Origin of the sequence: Collinsella sp. AF28-5AC, from assembly GCF_003457875.1 — a bacterium.
Classification (GTDB): domain Bacteria; phylum Actinomycetota; class Coriobacteriia; order Coriobacteriales; family Coriobacteriaceae; genus Collinsella.
This window is the reverse complement of the sequence record NZ_QRTA01000017.1, coordinates 25,400-40,870: the sequence shown is the minus strand read 5'-3', so window position 1 is coordinate 40,870 and position 15,471 is coordinate 25,400. Positions and strand designations below refer to the sequence as shown.

Annotated in this window: 15 protein-coding genes; 7 read left to right on the top strand and 8 right to left on the bottom strand. The window is 59.1% G+C overall.

The window, feature by feature from the left end; all coding sequences use genetic code 11:
- Nucleotides 1–677: 677 nt before the first annotated feature.
- From DWZ01_RS09380 to DWZ01_RS09370, 3 genes are all read left to right on the top strand, one after another.
- Nucleotides 678–1,568, top strand: a complete 891-nt coding sequence (locus tag DWZ01_RS09380; RefSeq protein WP_117840051.1) for a hypothetical protein — start codon at nt 678–680, stop codon at nt 1,566–1,568.
- 63 nt (nt 1,569–1,631) lie between these two features.
- Nucleotides 1,632–2,249 (top strand): ATP-dependent Clp protease proteolytic subunit, encoded by a 618-nt coding sequence (locus DWZ01_RS09375; RefSeq protein WP_022094432.1) that lies wholly within the window; start codon nt 1,632–1,634, stop codon nt 2,247–2,249.
- The gene (locus DWZ01_RS09370; RefSeq protein ID WP_117840050.1) at nt 2,242–3,546 is read left to right on the top strand and encodes a VirD4-like conjugal transfer protein, CD1115 family; all 1,305 of its coding nucleotides are present in this window, start codon (nt 2,242–2,244) and stop codon (nt 3,544–3,546) included. Before DWZ01_RS09375 ends, DWZ01_RS09370 begins: the two co-directional genes overlap by 8 nt.
- A gap of 141 nt (nt 3,547–3,687) precedes the next feature.
- Here DWZ01_RS09370 and pgi read toward each other — a convergent pair whose 3' ends face one another.
- Complete coding sequence (pgi, locus tag DWZ01_RS09365) at nt 3,688–5,382, bottom strand: glucose-6-phosphate isomerase (RefSeq protein ID WP_117840049.1); 1,695 nt, start codon at nt 5,380–5,382, stop codon at nt 3,688–3,690.
- 199 nt (nt 5,383–5,581) lie between these two features.
- Complete coding sequence (locus DWZ01_RS09360) at nt 5,582–6,106, bottom strand: iron-containing alcohol dehydrogenase (RefSeq protein WP_158558624.1); 525 nt, start codon at nt 6,104–6,106, stop codon at nt 5,582–5,584.
- Between the two features lie 237 nt (nt 6,107–6,343).
- On the opposite strand from DWZ01_RS09360, the gene DWZ01_RS09355 reads away from it, so the two are divergent.
- Nucleotides 6,344–7,849: a DNA repair protein gene (locus DWZ01_RS09355; RefSeq protein WP_117840048.1), complete on the top strand. Its 1,506-nt coding sequence runs from the start codon at nt 6,344–6,346 to the stop codon at nt 7,847–7,849.
- Entirely contained in the window at nt 7,842–8,267 is a 426-nt protein-coding gene (locus DWZ01_RS09350; protein WP_231500777.1) for a hypothetical protein, read from the top strand. Before DWZ01_RS09355 ends, DWZ01_RS09350 begins: the two co-directional genes overlap by 8 nt.
- 26 nt (nt 8,268–8,293) lie before the next feature.
- Here the strand turns inward: DWZ01_RS09350 and DWZ01_RS09345 are convergent, their stop codons facing one another.
- Nucleotides 8,294–8,677 (bottom strand): heavy-metal-associated domain-containing protein, encoded by a 384-nt coding sequence (locus tag DWZ01_RS09345; protein WP_197032789.1) that lies wholly within the window; start codon nt 8,675–8,677, stop codon nt 8,294–8,296.
- A 175-nt stretch (nt 8,678–8,852) separates the two neighbouring features.
- Here DWZ01_RS09345 and DWZ01_RS09340 point away from each other — a divergent pair, with 175 nt between their 5' ends.
- The gene (locus tag DWZ01_RS09340; protein ID WP_158557025.1) at nt 8,853–9,557 is read left to right on the top strand and encodes a DUF3793 family protein; all 705 of its coding nucleotides are present in this window, start codon (nt 8,853–8,855) and stop codon (nt 9,555–9,557) included.
- Nucleotides 9,558–9,603: 46 nt separating this feature from the next.
- A complete protein-coding gene (locus tag DWZ01_RS09335) occupies nt 9,604–10,023 on the top strand; it encodes a flavodoxin (RefSeq protein ID WP_117840045.1) in 420 nt (139 codons plus the stop codon).
- 117 nt (nt 10,024–10,140) lie between these two features.
- On the opposite strand, the gene DWZ01_RS09330 is transcribed toward DWZ01_RS09335, so the two are convergent.
- From DWZ01_RS09330 to DWZ01_RS09310, 5 genes are all read right to left on the bottom strand, one after another.
- A complete protein-coding gene (locus tag DWZ01_RS09330) occupies nt 10,141–10,893 on the bottom strand; it encodes an amino acid ABC transporter ATP-binding protein (RefSeq protein ID WP_006234381.1) in 753 nt (250 codons plus the stop codon).
- Nucleotides 10,894–10,905: 12 nt separating this feature from the next.
- A complete protein-coding gene (locus DWZ01_RS09325) occupies nt 10,906–12,267 on the bottom strand; it encodes an ABC transporter permease subunit (RefSeq protein WP_233506204.1) in 1,362 nt (453 codons plus the stop codon).
- 118 nt (nt 12,268–12,385) lie between these two features.
- Nucleotides 12,386–13,246: an ABC transporter substrate-binding protein gene (locus tag DWZ01_RS09320; RefSeq protein ID WP_117848786.1), complete on the bottom strand. Its 861-nt coding sequence runs from the start codon at nt 13,244–13,246 to the stop codon at nt 12,386–12,388.
- 147 nt (nt 13,247–13,393) lie between these two features.
- The gene (locus DWZ01_RS09315; protein ID WP_117848784.1) at nt 13,394–14,260 is read right to left on the bottom strand and encodes a deoxyribonuclease IV; all 867 of its coding nucleotides are present in this window, start codon (nt 14,258–14,260) and stop codon (nt 13,394–13,396) included.
- A gap of 166 nt (nt 14,261–14,426) precedes the next feature.
- On the bottom strand, nt 14,427–15,446 hold the full coding sequence (locus DWZ01_RS09310; protein WP_226790583.1) for a Gfo/Idh/MocA family protein: 1,020 nt from the start codon (nt 15,444–15,446) through the stop codon (nt 14,427–14,429).
- Nucleotides 15,447–15,471 lie beyond the last annotated feature (25 nt).

Genomic DNA, 15,471 nt, shown 5'->3' with positions numbered 1-15,471 from the left:
CGGTCGGCGGGGCCATTGTGGCTCTTGACAGCGGATTGGGTCATATGAGCGAATGGCACCGCACGCGGATGCCGACAGCAAGACATCCCCCCTCAATACACCCTCATGCCCATTTAAATAGCAAGGGGCCCGTATCTGTTGGGATACGGGCCCCTTTCGGCCGTGACCTATCTCAGCAACAAAGACTACTTGCAGTGAGCGCGGTAGAACTCGATCGCACTATCTTATCCGAGCCGGGGCACGTTCGCACAGCGCACGTATGACGGTTGCAAAACCACCCCATTTGAAACAAAGGCAAAAAAGTACTTGCAAAGACGCGTTCCGACATATAAGTTGATATAAGACCGCCGTTGCGGTTTTAAGTAGATCGAGCATATGAAGTTTGAGTTTTAGCGTGTAAGAGAAGGAAGATCGGCAAAGTACAACCCCAAACGTAATGACAACTTAATGAGGTAACTGCCACATGTGAGGCACCTAGGGCATTGCTGTCTCGATTTTGAGCACGATGTCTTCCGCCTTGCATGGGCCGTTCCATCCCGCCCCTGCAGCAACTGTCTCACGGGCTCATTGAAAACCGCATAGCACCCCAACGTCAGCACATCACCCACGGCAAGCACATCACTCACGACAACCAACACATCAACAAACAGCACGAACATCAACCGATTGGAGAAGCTATGACAAACCACCACGCTGAAGACGGCGATAAGAAAAGCATTCTGGATGCCCGCATTGAGCGAGCATATGCAAACGAATATGACGCCGCCTTTGCCGCCGCGACCATCAAGAACTACGCGTCGCTACCGCTCGCGACGATCTTGGCCGACCACCCTCAACTGCTGAAGCGCTGCACAAAGATCATGGGCGACCCCGACATTCGCAAGCTGACAGACCCCTATGCCCCAAAACGCGACAACGATTCGTACGTTCTTACCGTAGGCTGCCTAGCCCATATGCTTACGGCACTCGACACGAAACTCAAGCTCGAATGGAAACCCGACGAGCGTCATGAACTCGAAAGCAAGCGGAACACCCTGCACACCGCACTGTTCCTTCCGTTGGACGGCCTCAAGCGCTGCAACGTCGAGCTCAATACACAGGCGCGGCAAAAGTCCGGGACCACGGGGCAGAAAACTCCAAGACCCCATGCGGCCATCGTCGACCGCAACCGATATAACCGCGTGACCGCGCACTTTTCTGCCGAGGGAGCAACCATAAGGACGCTGATCGACCTGCTGTGCCTCCTGAGCATCAACGAGCTATTTGAGGGCTATCTCGCCCTTGTTCCCGCGACGGCACCCAAGTCGGTAGCAAAGATCATCGAGACCTGCAGACGCCAGTTTGAGCGCCATCGCAATGGCAGCGAGATGAACGCCAGCATCGCCCAGTACTACGCGGCTCATTACAAAAATGACGGATGTGCCCCTGTCGAGCATCAGCTGCGGCTCGCCTACACCACGCCCGCCGCAACGCTCCATCGCTTTGGAGCCCTTGGCGCTTGCGAGCCGCACGAACAGGCAGTCTGCCCCACAACCGAGCTCGATCTGAGGCTCAGACGAACCCTGTAGCCCGCCAGCCCCTCCGCGGGCAACAATCCTATTCCACAACACAACCAACAGAAAGGAGTCCTCATGGACACCAATCATTCCCCCATCATCAGCCCCCTCACCATGCGTGAATCCGCCCGAGGTATCACGCTCACCAGCATTTACGATGAGATGCTCGCCCGTCGCGAGCTCTCCGTCATGGGAAACATCGAAACCCCGATGGCCCACGACCTATGCCAGCAGATCCGCCTGCTCGATGCCACCGACCCCAGCCGCCCCATCACCATATTTGTCGCCAGCGCCGGCGGAAGCGTGCGATCGGGTCTTGCGATCTATGACGCCATGCGCCTCGCATCGTGCCCCATCCGCACCGTCTGCCTTGAATTCGCCGCATCCATGGGCGCCGTGATCTTTATGGGCGGCGACGATCGCCGTATGGCGCCCCATGCAGAGCTCATGATTCACGACCCGCTGATCCCCCAGGGGGCAGGCGGCTCGGCACTTGCGCTGCAGGAAACCAGCCGGCGTCTCATGCAGACCCGCAAGACCCTCACGCAAATCCTCTCGGACCGCAGCGGTCTCACGCCCAAGCGCATCCAGTCCCTCACTGCAAAAGACACCTACCTTTCGGCCGAGCGCGCCGTCGAGCTCGGCTTTGCCCACGAAATCCTCTCGACCACCAAGGAGGTCGCCCATGTCTAACCTCGCCAGCCGCCTCGCCGCATCTGAGTCCGCATCGTCCACCATCCTCGCCAAGGATCGAACGCTTTCCTGCGACACCCGCCAAACGGGACTCAACAACAACGCACTTGTGATCGGCCCCTCGGGAGCCGGCAAGACCCGAAACGTCCTCAAGCCCAACCTGCTGCAAATGAACGCAAGCTACATCGTGCTCGACACCAAAGGCACGCTCTGTCGCGAAGTGGGACCCGTGCTGGCAGCCCACGGTTACCGCGTGCAATGTCTCAACTTCGCCGACCTCAACACCGTCCCGGCCCCTGCGCCCGGCATCGAGCGCTGCGGCTACAACCCCCTGAGGCACATTCGCCGCAAGGCGGACGGCAGGCCCAACCAGCAGGACATCCTCTCGGTGGCAAAGGCCATCTGCCCCATCGAGGACAACAACCAGCCTTTTTGGGATCATGCGGCGGCAAACCTGCTGTCGTGTCTTATCGCCTACGTCACCGAACAGCTACCCGCCGACGAGCAGACGATCAGCTCGGTCATCAAGCTGATCGAGCACCTGCAGGACGGTGCCACGGGTCGATTGTTTGACGACCTGATCACGACCGACCCCCAAAGCTATGCCCTCTCGCTATGGCGGCGCTACGCCATTACGCAAAATGCCGAGCGCATGCACGCGAGCATCGTCGGCATCCTTGCCGAAAAGGTCATGTGTCTGGGATTCGACGGTGCGGCACAGCTCTATCGTGAGTGCCATCAGGTGGACTTCGCTTCCATGGGACACACCCCCTGCGCCCTGTTTGTAACCGTGAGCGATATTGACCGCAATCTCGATCCGCTGACCGGCCTCTTTATTTCGCAGGCGTTTATGGGCCTCATTCGTGAGGCCGATAGGCAGCCCGACGGCAGCCTGCCCGTGCCCGTGCGCTTTATGCTCGATGACTTCGCAAATCTGCAGATCCCCCAGATCGACAACGTGCTCTCGATTATCCGAAGCCGCAACATCTGGGCAACGCTGCTGCTGCAGTCGACCAACCAGCTCGATGCGCTCTATGGCGAGGCACGCGCACGCTCCATCATGGGCAACTGCGACACGCATCTGGTGCTGGCGTTCCAGGATCCCGAGAGTGCCCGGGTGTTTTCCGACCGCGCCGACGCGCTGCCCAGCACGCTCATGGCGACGCCGATTGATCGCTCGTGGCTCTTTGTACGCGGTCGCACTCCCGAACAGGTCGAGCGCTTTAGGCTCGAAGACCATCCGCTCTACGGGGAGCTGCCCGAGGCGCAGCGAGGCCATGCGGAGGCCGAGATCTAGGCGCAGGGTTCTCGCAGCGCGCGGCGCCCCGGCGATGTTCCACAAAGGCCGTGCGCCCCGGGACCACGGCAAAGCAAAGGGGCCCGCATCCGATAGGATACGGGCCCCTGACTATAAGACGCGATGCGTTAACAGCAGCGACTACTTGCGATGTGCGCGATAGAACTCGATGAGCGCCTGGGTCGAAGCGTCCTGCTCGGCCTTGGCGGTGTCGTCGTGGAAGGCCGGGGTGATCTGCTTGGCAAGCTGCTTGCCCAGCTCGACGCCCCACTGATCGTAGGAGTCGATGCCCCAGACCGTGCCCTCGACAAACGTGATGTGCTCGTACAGGGCGATGAGCTCGCCGAGTGCGAACGGGGTCAACGTGTCGCCAAAGATCGAGGTCGTCGGACGGTTGCCCTCAAAGCAGCGGGCCGGGACGATCTGCTCGGGCGTGCCCTCGGCGCGCACCTCATCGGCCGTCTTACCAAAGGCGAGCGCCTTGGTCTGGGCCAGGAAGTTGCCCAGGAACAGCTCGTGCACGTCCTGGCCGCTGTCGGTCGCAGGGTTGGCGGTATTGGCGAAGGCAATGAAATCGGCCGGAACCACCACGGTGCCCTGGTGCAGCAGCTGGTAGAAGGCGTGCTGACCGTTGGTGCCGGGCTCGCCCCAGAAGATCTCACCGGTGTCGGAGGTCACGGCGCTGCCGTCCCAGCGGACATGCTTGCCGTTGGACTCCATGGTGAGCTGCTGCAGGTAGGCCGGGAAACGATGCAGGTACTGGCAGTACGGCAGCACGGCGTGGCTCTTGGAACCGAAGAAGTTGACGTACCAGACGTTGAGCAGGCCCATCAGCGCAACGGCATTGTTCTCGAGCGGCGTGTTGCAGAAGTACTCGTCGATAGCGTGGAAGCCCTCGAGGAACTGCTGGAAGCGCTCGGGACCGAGCACGACGATCAGCGACAGGCCCACGGCGGAGTCGACGGAGTAGCGGCCGCCGACCCAGTTCCAGAAGCCGAAGGCGTTGGCGGGGTCGATACCGAAGGCCTCAACCTTCTCGAGTGCGGTGGAAACGGCGACGAAGTGCTTTGCCACGGCCTCGGCGTTCTGCTCATCGGAGCCGTCGATGGCGCCCTGGGCCTTGAGCTGCTCGAGCATCCAGGTCTTGACCTCGCGGGCGTTGGTGAGGGTCTCGAGCGTGGTGAAGGTCTTGGAGACGATAATCACGAGCGTGGTCTCGGGATCCAGGCCCTTAAGCTTCTCGGCCTGGTCGTTGGGGTCGATGTTGGAGATATAGCGGCAGTCGATACCGGCGTCGGCATAGGGACGCAGAGCCTCGTAGGCCATGACCGGGCCCAGATCGGAGCCGCCGATGCCGATGGACACCAGGTGCTCGATCTTCTTGCCGGTAACGCCCTTCCACTCACCGGAGCGCACGCGCTCGGCGAAGGCATACATGCGGTCGAGGACCTCGTGCACGTCGGCGACGACATCCTGGCCGTCGACGATGAGCTGGCCCCTCTCGGTTGCGGGGCGGCGAAGCGCGGTGTGCAGGACGGCGCGGTCCTCGGTGGTGTTAATGTGCTCGCCGGAGAACATGGCGTCGCGGCGCTCCTCGAGCTTCACCTCGCGGGCAAGATCGCACAGCAGCTTGACGGTCTCATCGGTCACCAGGTTCTTCGACAGATCGAAGTGCAGGTCACCGGCGTCAAAGCTCAGCTTGTTCACGCGCTCGGCATCGGCAGCGAACCAGGCCTTGAGGTCGATACCATCGGCCTCGAGCTTCTCCTGATGAGCCTCGAGTGCCTTCCAAGCGGCAGTCGACGTAGCATCGATAGGTGCGGCAACAGTTGCCATAGAGTCCTCCTCAGCATACGGGCGCACGCCTCCATGCGCCCGGACATTCAGATGCCACTATTCTAGCGCAGGTCAAGACTACAATCAGCGAGCGTTGCCAATCGGCCCCCAAACGGCAACCGATCAAAAAGGGACAGGCTTATTTTGGCAGGTCAAACGCTTTACCAACCAAAAATAACCCGTCCTTTTATGGCAAATATTAGGCCGCGGCGCAGACGCTACCGAGTAACTCACGCAGAGGAGACCCGATGCCCTCCAGCAGTTCGGGCGCGATAATGGCAAAAACGGGAACCTCGCCGGTGCCCACGACAGCAGGCACCTTGCCCTCCGAGACAATGCATCCATAAGGCACAAAGCCGTCTTCGCCGGCATCGAGCGCCGCCATGCGACGCGCGAGCTCGCGCGCAAAGCCGGCAGTATCGGCATCGCCAATCGCCAGGACAAAGTCCACGCCTTCGTCGGTCGCCAGGGCTACGGCCTCATCGACCAAATCGTCTCCCCCATCGCCCCCGACCAAGCCGCAGCGAAAAAGCACGCGTTCGAGCAGAGCTCGATCAAGCGAGCCGAGCGCCGCCGAGACGAGCTCATCGTGCGTATGTTTGTCACCGCCCAACACGACCAGCGCCTTGGTGCCACCGTAGTGAGCGACCAATCGTCCGCACCAGCGAGCCACGTCTCCATCCGCAACAAGGCGCGTCGGCATACCAAACCCATAATTGACCATCTTTTCCACAACCCTTCCGTGCGTATAGGCGGTATCAATCGTTAGGCTCATGCTACGAAGCGAGGTTTTCCGAGCTGTTTCGCACTCTTTAGAGCTGCGTTAAAACCCGATCCAACCGCACGACCATACCTACCAAAACAAACCAGTCCCTTTTTGACAGGTTTTGACGACGTCCGGACGAGCGGGTATTATCGAACAGGTATTCGATAAGAACATGTGTTTGATGAAAGGACACGGATGGCGCACGAGCAGCACACCTATATCTGCATCGACCTCAAGACGTTTTATGCCAGCGTCGAGTGCGTCGACCGTGGGCTCGATCCGCTCACCACCAACCTGGTCGTTGCCGACGAATCGCGCGGGCGCACGACCATCTGCCTCGCCATCACGCAGGCCATGAAGGACTTAGGGATTCACAATCGCTGCCGCCTATTCGAGGTTCCCGATGGCATCGACTACATCACGGCCGTACCGCGCATGCAGCACTATATGGAGGTGTCGGCGCAAATCTACGGCATCTATCTGGAATACGTAAGTCCGCAAGACATTCACGTCTATTCAATCGATGAATGCTTTATCGACGTGACGCCCTATCTGGACCTCTATCACACAGATGCGGAAGGGTTCGCCTGCACGCTGCGCGACGAGGTCCTCGCGCGCACCGGCATCACGGCGACGGTCGGCATCGGCCCCAACCTATTCCAGGCCAAGGTAGCGCTCGACATTACCGCCAAGCACGTACCCAGCCGCATCGGCATACTCGACGACGAGACCTTTCGCAAGGAGATCTGGCCCCATCGTCCCATCACCGATATCTGGGGCATCGGTCCCGGCGTGGCAGCCCGCCTCGAGAAATACGGCGTCTACGATCTGATGGGCGTCGCGGCGCTCGACGAAAACCTGCTTTACGACGAGCTCGGCGTCAATGCCGAATATCTCATCGACCATGCCTTCGGGCGCGAGCCGACAACCATCGCCGATATCCAAGCCTATCGCCCGCAAGCAACTTCGACCACCACAGGACAGGTGCTCTCGAAGGGTTATGCCTACGAACAGGCCTATACCGTCTTGCGCGAGATGGTCGACAACGCCGTTTTAGACTTGGTCGATAAGCACGTGGTCTGCGACAGCATCTCGCTCTTTGTGGGCTACGCGAGCGAACGCGCCGACATACGCCGCCTCGACGCCAGCGGTACAGCGCAGTATGTGGACGGATGCGGGCACCTGCGCTCGAGCACATCGAGTATCGAACCCACCGCAACCGCCGGCCCCGAGCTCGCGCCCCGTGCGCCCAAGCCCGTCCAGCGCGATGACGAACGGCGTCGCCTGGTGCGCGAAGCGCAGGCAATCGATGGCATCTTTGTGGGAGAGCATGGCGGCAAACCGCGCGGTGGCTATGCCGCACTCTTTGCGCACTCTAACGCCTCGCGAAAGCTGAGCGAGCGTACCAATTCGTTTAAGAAGATCATGGGCTATTTCGATGAGCTCTGGGCGCATACTGTCGATCCCAAACGACCAGTCAAGCGCATCAACCTGGGATTTGGCAACCTCATGCCCGAGGAATTTGCCACCATCGATCTGTTCAGCGATATCGAGGCCGATGAGCGCGAGCGCGACCTGGCGCACGCCGTCCTGGCCGTGAAAGGCAAGTACGGCAAGAACGCGCTCGTCAAGGGATTAAGCTTTACCGCCGGCGCCACCGCGCGCGAACGCAACGATCAGGTAGGAGGACATCGTGCCTAAGTCCCAACAACAGCCGATGCGGCCACCGACACCTTTTGAACGCCTAGCGGACCCCGAGGGAAGACGTCGCTCCGCCGACCCAAAGCTCACCGCCAACGGCACCGTCCGTGCCGGCCGTGCCGCGCAGTTTATGCCCTTTGCCGCCCTCACGGGATACTACGAGCTCGTGCGTAAACAAGAGATCACCGCCGAGCCAAAATGCGAACTCACAGAAGAAAAAGCCCTCGAACTTTCGAAAAAGCTCGAGGGCCTCAAGCGCGGCGACTTGGTTCGTGTCACCTATTACGATACATACGGCTATCGCAGCCGCACCGGCATCCTCGACGAGGCGCTCCCTGCTTTCAAACTCCTCAAGCTCAAAGATATCGCCATCGACTTCGACGACATCCAGGACATCGAGCTACGCGGACGAGCCTAGACAAGGACGCGCATCCAAGGCAAGGCCTACAGCGTCATGACGTAGTAACCCGCATCTCTCACGGCAGCCTCAAGGACACCGCGATCGATCCGCCGCTTGGAGCGCACGCGCGCTGTGTGGTCCGCATACGTCACCGTTGCCCACACGCCATCCAGCGCATTGAGGGCATTGGCTACGTTCTGAGCGCAGCCGTCACAGCTCATGCCGCCGATGAGCAGCTCATCGCTATAGGGATAGTGTGATGCATCGGTATCCACCACAACAACCTTTTTGGCCTTCTTACCGCTCGCGCCATCGCTGCAGCAGCTCTTTCCGTGTGTCGAAGCGACAATGCGACGCAGTCCAAAAAACATGCCGACGGCAATGACGGCCAACACGATGAGATTCGCAGGGTTGAGCAAGTCGCTCATGCGTTCCCCTTTCAAGTAGCACTATCTAGATACCCCCATGGGGTGTCCCCATCTTAACCCAAAATCGTGTCCGTTCGGTCAATTAGTTTCCCTCTTCAAACTTTTTTGTTGACCATGGCTTACTTTCGTGTATAAGTTTTCCTAGGCTAACAACTGAGGACCCGAAAGGGGCATCGTGACTCGAACCATTGACATCCCAACATACCAAACGGCTGTCGTGCGCAACTGCTCCCCTACGCTCGCAGGTATCAAGCCGGCTTCGCTCTTTACCTATCCCGGCGTTTACGCCAACCAAAACGGAAAACCCGGCGCCGACCATATCGAAGAGCGACGCTCTCGCCTGCTCTCCGTCATAACCCAATGCAACCGCGAGCTCCAGCCACTCGGGATCCATATGAGCGTTTTGGTCTGGCGCCCCTGCGGAGCGCTCATCTATGTGTACCGCCCTGCGGACCTCATGCGATACCTCTCCGACCCCCGTGCCACGACGGCGCTAGCCGCCGAAGGTTACGATATCCACAACCTGCCCGCATCCCTGGTGCATCTCGCCGCGCGCATCACGCTGGCAAGCAGCAATGCCGCAGAAAGCGCCTATGACGGCAGCGTCTGCGCACTCGCGCGAAATAGACACTGCGATACGGGGTGCATATGCGAGTTCCCCCACGAAATTGGCTATTTTTTGGGCTATCCCTACGAAGATGTCCATCAGTTTATCGTCCAGCACGGCGAAAACTATAAGGTCTTTGGCGCATGGAAGGTATACACAAACGTTGAGCAGGCGCTCACGACCTTCGATTCCTATCGCGCATGCACGCAATACCTTACCTACATCTATCAACAGGGCTGCACCCTGGGACAACTTGTCCAGGCAACCCGATAGAGCATACAAAACGCGGCCGCACGCCGCACAACCGAAAGGAAGACATATGAGCAAGATCGCCGTCGTCTACTGGAGCGGTACAGGCAACACCGAGGCCATGGCAAACCTCGTCGCCGAAGGCGCCACGTCCGCGGGCGCCGAGACTGAGGTCATCCCCTGCGCCGACTTCTCTGCCGACAAGGCCACCGAATATGATGCCTTCGCCTTCGGCTGCCCCGCCATGGGCTCCGAGGAACTCGAGTACGATGAGTTCCAGCCGATGTGGGACGAGGTCAAGGAGACTCTCGGCGACAAGAAGGTCGTCCTCTTTGGCTCCTATTCGTGGGCCGAGGGCGAGTGGATGGACAACTGGAAGGCCGACGCCGACGAGGCCGGCGTCAACGTCGTGGACTCCACCATCTGCTACGACGCGCCCGACGACGAGGGCGAGACCGCTTGCAAGGCCCTCGGAGCCGAGCTCGCATAACGAACCCAGGACCTCCAAAAGAGCCTGCATCAAAGCGCATCCCCATCCCTACAAAAGAGCGGGGGCTGGATTCAAGTCCAGCCCCCGCTCTTTAATAACGGCAGTTACATCAACCGGCTACGAGATATTGCCCAAAAACGCCTTGGTGCGTTCGCTCTTGGGGTGGTCGAAGACCTCGCTCGGCGTACCCTCTTCTACAATGACGCCTCCGTCCATAAAGACGACGCGGTCGGCGACATCGCGGGCAAAGCCCATCTCGTGCGTCACGACGATCATGGTCATACCGTCGTGCGCCAGGTCGCGCATGACGCCAAGGACGTCGCGGACAAGCTCGGGATCAAGCGCCGACGTGGCCTCATCAAAGAGCATCACATGCGGATTCATCGACAGGGCGCGGGCGATGGCAACGCGCTGCTGCTGGCCGCCCGAGAGTTGGCTCGGCATAAAGTCGATACGCTCGGCAAGACCGACCTTGGTCAGCTCCTCGACGGCAATCTTCTCGGCCTCTTCCTTGCTGCGCTTGAGTACCTTCTGCTGCGCGAGCATGACGTTCTTTTTGACTGACAGGTGCGGGAACAAATTGAACTGCTGGAACACCATACCCAGATGCGTACGTACCTTGTTAAGGTCGACGCCCTTGGCGCACACGTCCACGCCCTCAACGACAATCGAGCCGCTCGTGGGATGCTCCAGACGATTGATGCAGCGAAGCATCGTCGACTTGCCCGAGCCCGAGGGGCCCAAGACCACAACGACCTCACCCTTGTGAACATCCAGATCGATATCGCGCAGGACCACGTTGTCGCCAAAGGCCTTCTGGAGGTTCTTGATACTGACGACGACCTCGTTCGAGTTATTGGTTTCGCTCATGATAGGACCTCCTTACAGACCGGCGATGTGATCGGCAGGCGTCGCGACAACCTGTCCGGCGCTCTTGGCGGGACGCTTCTTCTTGGTCTCGGCCGTGCCCAAAAGCCTCGCCTCAAGACCGCTCACCAAGCGAGCGAGCGGCAGGGTGATGACCAGATAGAACAGGGCGGCAACCACATACGGCGTGATGGAGCCCGTCGTGGCCACGATGGTACGGGCGTTCATGACGATCTCGACCACACCCACGGCCGCAAGCAGCGACGTATCCTTGTAAAGCAAGATAAACTCGCTGGTCAGCGTAGGCAAAACATTGCGGAACGTCTGCGGAATCATAACGTAGAGCAGTGTCTGGAAGGCATTCATGCCCAGAGAGCGAGCAGCCTCGTTTTGACCCTTGGGGATCGATTGAATACCGGCACGGAAGATCTCACACAGATAGGCAGACGAATTCATGGCCATGACGATGACGCCGAGCACATAGTCATCAACCTTGACGCCGGCCAACGGCAGACCGAAGAACGCGATATAGATCTGCAGGAACGCCGGCGTACCGCGAATGATATTCACGTAGATACCGGCAAGGCAGCGCAGGATGCGCGACTTGGAAATGCGCATGAGCGATAGGGCGAAACCGAAGGGAATTGCCAGCGGAAACGCCACAAGCACGATCGAGAGCGACATGAGGAAGCCCTTGAAGACGATCGGCAGGCTCTGGACCAAAATGACCGGGTTCAAGAACAGGCGCAGGAACATATTGGAGTTCCAGGCCTCGACCCACGGCTGCTCCTTAAGATCGGCCAGGAAGTTATCGAAGGCCGTCACGCCCTTGATCTCCACCGACGGAATCTTGGAGATCTTCTTGGTCGACCCGTCAGCGAGCGTATAGGTGCCGCTAAAGACCTCATCGCCGCCCTCGACGGGAAACGTCACACCATAAACCTCGACACGGAAAAAGCCGCCGGCAGGCGCCGTCTCGCCAAAGTCGATCTTGAGCGTCTGACCATCAGCCGTGCACGTGGGTTTCATGGGCGTACGATCCATGAGGTCCTCGCCCGAGAGCATCGTCAATCGCGTGTCATCGGTACCAAATGTCGTGCCGTCGACAAACGTCAAAGAAAGACCGCTCAGCTCCTCGTCGGCATCGGCCTGAACTTCCCAAGTGATGCGCGTCTCGGTGCCGCCGACCACATCGCTACCCGAACCGGTATTGGGTCGGGCGGTAATCTTTGCGGTCTCAAGCGCCTGGGCGGTCGTGGGCACGCAGGCCCCCGCGCATACCAGGGCGAGCGCCACAGCCAGGGCACAGGCCAGCTTTTGGAGCATCGAGGGCAGTGGAAAACGCTGCTCCGCGGCCCCTTTGTTCAGTCGAGACAAGGTGGCTCCTATCGTAGAAGTTGCCGGCAAAACGAGACGGAAAAGCTCTCCGTCAAGAGAAGCGCAAAGGCCCTCTCCGCCAAAACGGAAAGGGCCCGCGCGCAATCAAGTAGTTATTTTACTTGATGTTGTACTTAGCCATGAGGGCGTCGACGGTACCGTCGTCGGTCAGGTCCTTGATGGCCTGGTTGATGTCATCCTTGAGCTTGGTGTTGCCCTGGTTGATGGCAATGGCGTACTCCTCGCCGGTGCTAATCTGCTTGATGGTCTGGCAGGTGTTGAACTGCTCGGCGGTCAGCTGGCTGGCAACGGAGCGGTTGGTGACTACAGCGTCGCCCTTATCGGACTGCAGAGCGCTAAAGCACTCGGTAGCGTCCTTGTAGGGGACAATCTTGGCCTTGGGGAAGTTCTCCTGGGCAAAGGCCTCGGCGGTCGAGCCAGACTGGACGATGATGGTAGCGTCAGCGTTGTTGAGCTTCTCGCTGTAGTTGTCGGCCGTGATGTCGGTGCTATCGACCTTGGTCACAATAGCCTGATCGTCCATGTAGTAGGAATCAGAGAAAGTGACTTCCTTCTCACGCTCGGGCGTGTCGGTGATAGCCGCAATGGAAACGTCATACTTGGCGCCCGAAGCGACACCCGGAACCAGCGTGTCAAAGTCATTGTTGACATACTCGACATCCAGGCCCAGCTTGTCGCCGATGGCCTTGATGAGCTCAAGGTCAAAGCCCTGATAATCGCCGTTGTCATCCTTGTACTCAAACGGAGCGTACTCGGCAGAGGTGCCGACGGTCAGCGTACCATCCTTGACGAGCGCGTACTCCTTGGAGCCGTCGACCTTCTCGACCTTAGCGTCGTCAGAGCTGCTGGAACCGGCATCAGAACCAGAGGTGGCGTTGGACGAGCCGCAGCCCGTCAGTGCGAGGGCGAGCGCCATGGCACCCGTGGCGGCAAATGCGCCAAGCTTCTTGAGCTTCATAATCAGTCTCCTTCCGGTGACCTCGTTTGATTCAGAGGCCTGCAAAAACTGTTGGCTATTATGCACCTGGAATTACGAATCTGCAATGAGAAAACTGATTGAAACAAACCCATAACGTGAATGGAATACTCTACTTTGTGACAGTCATTACTGCTGCAATGACCTTAATAATCTAATTTCAGCTGCATAACCTGCAAGTTCGTTCGGAGTCTCCAAAATAAACGGCAGCGAACACAAACGGCCATTCGATACAATATTCTGCATAACCTGCATACCGCCACCAAATTCCTCGCTGCCAAGGTATCCCTTGCCGATGCACTCGTGACGATCTTTATGGGCGCCACAAGGGTTCTTCGAATCGTTGATGTGTACGGCATGCAAGCGATCGATACCCACCACGCGGTCAAACTCGTCGAGTACGCCGTCCAGATCATGGATGATGTCGTAGCCGGCATCGCTCACATGGCAGGTGTCCAAACAAACGCCCAGCTTATCGGACAGCTCTGGGCACTTGGCGGCAACGCCCTCGATAATGCACGCCAGTTCTTCAAAGCTACGGCCCACCTCGGTGCCCTTGCCTGCCATGGTCTCAAGCAATACCGTCGTCTGCTGTCCCTCAAACATCACCTGGCACAGCGTGTCGACAATCATCTGAATGCCGACGTCTGCCCCCTGTCCCACATGCGCACCGGGATGAAAATTGTAGTAGTTGCCGGGCAGCGCTTCCATGCGCTGCAGATCCTCGGCCATGGCCTCCAGGGCAAACTCGCGCGCCCGCTCCTTAGCGGAGCAGGGGTTATAGGTATACGGGGCATGAGCCACGAGCGGGCCAAAGTCGTTTTGCTCCATAAGCTCGCGCAGGGCCGCCACGTCATCCATGTCAAGGTCTTTTGCCTTGCCACCGCGCGGGTTGCGCGTAAAGAACGCAAAGGTATTGGCGCCAATGGACAACGCCGTCTCCCCCATCGCCCGATAGCCCTTCGTCGTCGAAAGATGGCACCCGATCGTCAGCATCTCCAACTCCCCCTCATCAGTTGCGGTGAAATACGGTCTATTGGTGCCTTATTTTGGCGCAAACAGACCGTATTCCACCGCAAGTTATAAAAGGGGCATCAGAGATGTGGGCCGCCAGGCACCACGGGCGCCGGCGTCATGATCCCCTACGCGTCAGCGCCAAGTCCTAGAGGGCTAGACGGATTGCATCGATGATGTGCGCGCAGCGCTGCGTGGCGGCTAGGGACATGATGGGGCTTTCGAGTTTCCCCGCCTGAATGAGCTGCGTCGCATGCTGGATTTCGCCGTAGAAATCATCGACCTCAAACGGGGCATTTATTTCGAGCGTTCGCCCGTCGGAGTACTTCACATGGGCGAGCTCGGGGCGATGGAGACGCTCGATTTCCAACGAACCCCGCTCACAGGCAATCGTTAAGCGGCTTTCATATGTTGCTTTGCCGTCGCACACCATATGAATGGGTATACCGCCGACGCTCATATGGATCTCGTCGGCCCAATCGACGCGACCGCCCGATACGTCACGCCAGCGAACTTCACGGGACGAAACCTCGCACGCGCCCGCGAGCAAATCCTCAAACCAACCAACCGCATAGCAGCCCATGTCATATAGACAGCCGCCCTGCAACGGATCAAGCAGATAGCCCGAAGGAGACTCGCCGTAATCGAGCTTTTGCACGCTTTCAATCGAGACAATACGGCCAAGCTCACCCGACGCAAGCAAGTCCTTCACGCGAGTGCGCATCGGGCAAAACCGATTCTTCATCGCCTCCATAAACAGCACGCCGCGCTCGCGAGAGATGGAGGCAATCGAGAGAGCCTCTTCCTCACTCAAAACGGCCGGCTTTTCGCACAGCACGGCCTTTCCGGCGCGCAGCGCGCGACAGGCCCAACGCGTATGCATGCCATGCGGAAGAGCCAAGTAGATTGCGTCGACATCGGGGTCGGCAATCAGCGCGCCATAAGCCGCGTCGCCGTTATTGTCGACCGAGGCATGGCCATGCGCAGCATCGATCGAAAACGCTCGGCAAAATTCCTCGACATGTGCAGGAGTGCGGCCGGCCGCAGCCACAAGCCGTGCCCCGTCCACCTCCTTGAGCGACGATGCAAATCGATGCGAAATGTGCCCGGCGCCCAAAACGCCCCAACGAACCTCACGCAAATCATCACATGAATCTCGATGACCCACGACAGCCCCCTTCAGTTGCGGTGAA